Genomic DNA, 4133 nt, shown 5'->3' on the forward strand with positions numbered 1-4133 from the left:
GAGATACGAGATACGAGATAAATGGGGAGTTTAAAAAGGTTGTTGGGATAAAACAAAGGGAAGAAAAAAAATATCGTGGCATAGCCGGGGGGACTATACCACGGGTGCCAATGACACCTTCGCTTGCTGCCGGAGTGATATAGCAAAGCCATATCACCTCTGGAATAAAATTAAAGAGAAGTAGTTTCTCTTCGATGGAGTAACTATACGTCCAGCCACTTATTTTACTTATAAAATTAACGACAGATACCTATGAGAAAACCGACATTATTTTAACTAATTGATAATTAATGGTTTGTTGTTGTCTGGGAGGATTTGTACTAGTGAGGTAGTTCTTGCTAGTTGTTGAAAGTAACGTTTTTGACGTAAACGTTTTTAACGAAATTTACGAGTATGTATTTTCGAAAACATTGATTTCACACAATAGAATTGTGGGCATGTATGTGTATCATGGCGTTAATAACAATCTTTCTCATTATCAGTCACGAATTGGGTACTTATGAAACTCTCACAATTAGAGCAAGGAAAGGCGGCTTCTATTGTTGCACTAACAGGTTTAACACCAGACGTAAGGAAGAAACTTATGGTCATGGGTATGTTGCCAAAAACCGAGGTGACGCTTATCCGCCGTGCACCTATGGGTGATCCGCTTCAAGTTGAAGTGAGAGGTGTTTCTATCGCCATTCGTGAAAGCATTGCAGAACAAATCGAGGTTATCTAAATGGATTATCAAGTTCTTACCGTTGGTAACCCGAATAGTGGTAAAACAACACTGTTCAACGCACTGACTGGTGCTAAGCAGCACGTTGGTAACTGGGTTGGTGTCACTGTTGAAAAGAAGACGGGTTTATACTCGCACGCTGGTGATCAGTTTCAACTAACGGATTTACCGGGTATCTACGCACTAGACAGTGGTAATGATGCGAACAGCATCGATGAGTCTATCGCGTCTCGCGCTGTTTTAACTCACCCAGCAGATGTGATCATCAATGTTGTCGACGCTAGCTGTCTAGAACGAAGCTTATATATGACATTACAGCTGCGTGAGTTGGGTCGCCCAATGATCGTTGTGTTGAACAAAATGGATGTATTAAAGCGCGAACGTCAGGTGATTAACCTTAAAGCACTAGAGAAAGAGCTAGGTTGCCCAGTTCTAAGCTTGTCTGCAAACGATAAAGGTCAAGTGGTTCGCTTTAAAGAGCGCCTGCATAAACTGCTTGTTCAAGGTGTGAGCCTTGACCCTATCTCTATTGATTACGATGCCGCGTTAGAAGCTCTTATCCCTTCTGTTGAGTCACAATTTGATGATGCTGACGTATCTCACCGAGCGCTAGCGATTCGTGCTTTAGAAAATGATTACTTGGTATTGAATGGTTTAGCCCCACAAACTCGCACTCAAATTGATAGCGTGCGTCTTGGTGCCGATTTCGATATTGACCTTGCTGTTGCTGACGCTAAATACACTTTCTTACATGACCTTTGTAAACGTGTTCGTCGCAGCGAAGGCAAACTAAGCCGTAACTTTACAGAGAAAGCAGACCAATTCATTTTGAACAAATGGGTCGGTATTCCTTTCTTCTTCGTTATCATGTACCTAATGTTCATGTTCTCTATCAATATCGGTAGTGCGTTTATCGACTTCTTCGATATTGGTGTTGGAGCAATATTAGTTGATGGTGGACACCACTTATTAGATGGCCATTTACCAGTTTGGTTAGTCACTGTACTTGCTGATGGTATTGGCGGCGGTATCCAAACGGTTGCGACCTTTATTCCTGTTATCGCAGCGCTTTACCTATTCTTAGCGGTACTAGAAAGCTCAGGCTACATGGCTCGTGCTGCATTTGTACTTGATAAAGTGATGCAGAAGATTGGTTTACCGGGTAAAGCATTTGTCCCACTTGTACTGGGCTTTGGTTGTAACGTGCCTTCAATCATGGCAACTCGTACTCTTGACCAAGAGCGCGAACGTAAACTAGCAGCATCAATGGCGCCGTTTATGTCATGTGGTGCTCGTTTACCAGTATACGTACTGTTCGCGGCGGCGTTCTTCCCAGGTGCAGGACAAAACGTAGTATTCGCTCTGTACATCATGGGTATCGTTGCTTCTGTATTTACGGGTTTGTTCCTGAAAAACACGATCTACCCAGGTAGCAGTGATAGCTTAGTGATGGAAATGCCAGATTACGAATTGCCGACAGTGCAAAACGTAATGTTGAAAACTTGGCAGAAGCTGAAGCGTTTCGTACTTGGTGCAGGTAAAACAATCGTGATGGTTGTGGCTATTCTTAGCTTCCTAAACTCTCTAGGTATGGACGGCAGCTTTGGTAACGAAGATAGCGAAAACTCAGTACTGTCTAGAGCAGCTCAAGTTGTAACACCTGTATTCCAACCAATTGGTATTACTGAAGAGAACTGGCCTGCAACGGTTGGTATCATCACAGGTATTTTCGCTAAAGAAGCCGTTGTTGGTACATTAAATAGCCTATATACAACGCCTTCTGATGAAGAAGCAGCTGAGTTTGACTTAGCAGCAAGCCTGCAAGAAGCGGTAATGACGATCCCTGAAAACCTAGCCGGATTGAGCTACTCAGATCCATTAGGTATTGAAGTTGGCGACTTGTCTGACTCTAATTCTGTAGCAGCTGACCAAGAAGTCGATACCTCTATCTTTGGTAACTTGAAAGACAAGTTTGTATCTGGTCATGCGGCATTCGCTTACTTGATTCTTATCCTGCTTTACACGCCTTGTGTGGCCGCGATGGGTGCTTATGTTCGTGAATTTGGTCAGACGTTTGCACGCTTCATCGCGGTTTGGACGATGGCTCTTGGTTACTTTGGTGCGACTTTCTACTACCAAGCGGCAAACTTTGCTGCGCATCCTGTGACAAGTGCAGTATGGATGGTGGCGATTGCTGGTGGTTTTGTGGTGACGTATCGCGTCTTCAAGAAAGTGGGCAGTAAGCAGAAAGCACTAGAGGTGCAAGTAGTATGATTTTAACTGAACTTCATCAATACATTGATAGCCACGGCGTTGCGGCTCGTAAAGAGCTCGCTGCAAAGTTTGGCATGAGTGAAGATGGCGTCGATGCGATGCTGAGTGTTTGGGTCAAGAAAGGGAAAGTTTCTCGCTTGGTCGATACGAATAAGCATGGTCATACAACGCGTATTCGCTACACCATCAGCAAACAAGATGGTTTGTCGCTTAACGTGATGATGTAGTTCGGTCTTCAGACTCTCGTTGAAAAAGGCGAGATTAGAAAATGACAAAGCCGCTTATCTAAGATGAGCGGCTTTTTGTTATGTGTCTTTTCTGAAGTGTTTTGCTTTAAAGCTCAATGAGATGAACTCGAATTATGCTTTCTTGAAGATAGAGCTCAGTGACAGAACGTTTTGGATACGAGTCAGGATAGCGGCTTGATCTTCTTCACTGCGCTGTTCGCCTTTTGTATTACCCCATACTGGGCCGGGCCAAGCAATGTCGTCTTTGAAGCGTGCAATATGGTGGATGTGCAGTTGTGGCACCATATTACCCAGCGCACCAAGGTTCAATTTGTCTGGTTGGAACGTTGCTTCTAATGCTTGGCTTACCGCCTGAGATTCATGTAGGAACTGCTGTTGCTCTTTCATTGGTAAGTGGTGCAACTCTTTTAGGTTGGCACGTTTTGGTACCAAGATAACCCAAGGCACTGCGTTATCTTTGTGTAGCAGGGCTAAGCTCAGTGGAAATTCGCCGATAAGTGTGGTGTCTTTCGCAAGTTGCGGGTGAAGTTCGAAGCTCATGATCTTTCCAATTAATTGTTTTACATGAGTATAAGGTCGGAGTTTGAATGTGGCTAGGGCTTACGTTCTCAATAAGCAGATTCCCTATCACGTTCGTCCCTCACTGTAGGGAATGATGGTGAGAAGAGGGATAACGATTTGGTGTGGTTTGATGGCGCATCATTGATGTTGTCTTGGATTCACTACACCTATTCTCGTCATCTCCTAGAGCGACGAATGAGCGTAATAGGAGATCTCTTGCTGTGTAGGTTAGCTAATCGCTTAAATAATCGAGTAAACAAACCTCCAGACAAAAAAAAGGTTGACGCTTTCACGTCAACCTTTCTAATTTTCTCGAATCTCGAATCTCG

The 4133-nt window shown here is 43.8% G+C and carries 4 protein-coding genes; 3 read left to right on the forward strand and 1 reads right to left on the reverse strand.

The window, feature by feature from the left end; translation table 11 throughout:
- The first annotated feature begins 499 nt into the window (after positions 1-499).
- The 3 genes from AB4209_RS14415 to AB4209_RS14425 are packed head-to-tail and all read left to right on the forward strand — an operon-like array spanning position 500 to position 3222.
- Positions 500-721 (forward strand): FeoA family protein, encoded by a 222-nt coding sequence (locus tag AB4209_RS14415; RefSeq protein ID WP_004734203.1) that lies wholly within the window; start codon positions 500-502, stop codon positions 719-721.
- Complete coding sequence (gene feoB, locus AB4209_RS14420) at positions 722-2995, forward strand: Fe(2+) transporter permease subunit FeoB (RefSeq protein WP_372056274.1); 2274 nt, start codon at positions 722-724, stop codon at positions 2993-2995. It abuts the gene before it with no gap.
- Complete coding sequence (locus tag AB4209_RS14425; RefSeq protein ID WP_017061938.1) at positions 2992-3222, forward strand: FeoC-like transcriptional regulator; 231 nt, start codon at positions 2992-2994, stop codon at positions 3220-3222. The genes feoB and AB4209_RS14425 overlap by 4 nt, the downstream gene beginning before the upstream one ends.
- A 132-nt stretch (positions 3223-3354) precedes the next feature.
- On the opposite strand, the gene AB4209_RS14430 is transcribed toward AB4209_RS14425, so the two are convergent.
- A complete protein-coding gene (locus AB4209_RS14430; protein WP_017061937.1) occupies positions 3355-3783 on the reverse strand; it encodes an HIT domain-containing protein in 429 nt (142 codons plus the stop codon).
- Positions 3784-4133: the final 350 nt, after the last annotated feature.

This window comes from Vibrio sp. 10N.286.48.C11 (assembly GCF_041469805.1).
GTDB lineage: Bacteria > Pseudomonadota > Gammaproteobacteria > Enterobacterales > Vibrionaceae > Vibrio > Vibrio crassostreae_C.

Excerpts from the sequence above, each read along its gene's own strand:
- AB4209_RS14425 (WP_017061938.1), top strand. The coding sequence starts at position 2,992 with ATGATTTTAACTGAACTTCATCAATACATTGATAGCCACGGCGTTGCG.
- feoB (WP_372056274.1), top strand. The coding sequence starts at position 722 with ATGGATTATCAAGTTCTTACCGTTGGTAACCCGAATAGTGGTAAAACA.
- AB4209_RS14430 (WP_017061937.1), bottom strand. The coding sequence starts at position 3,783 with ATGAGCTTCGAACTTCACCCGCAACTTGCGAAAGACACCACACTTATC.
- AB4209_RS14415 (WP_004734203.1), top strand. The coding sequence starts at position 500 with ATGAAACTCTCACAATTAGAGCAAGGAAAGGCGGCTTCTATTGTTGCA.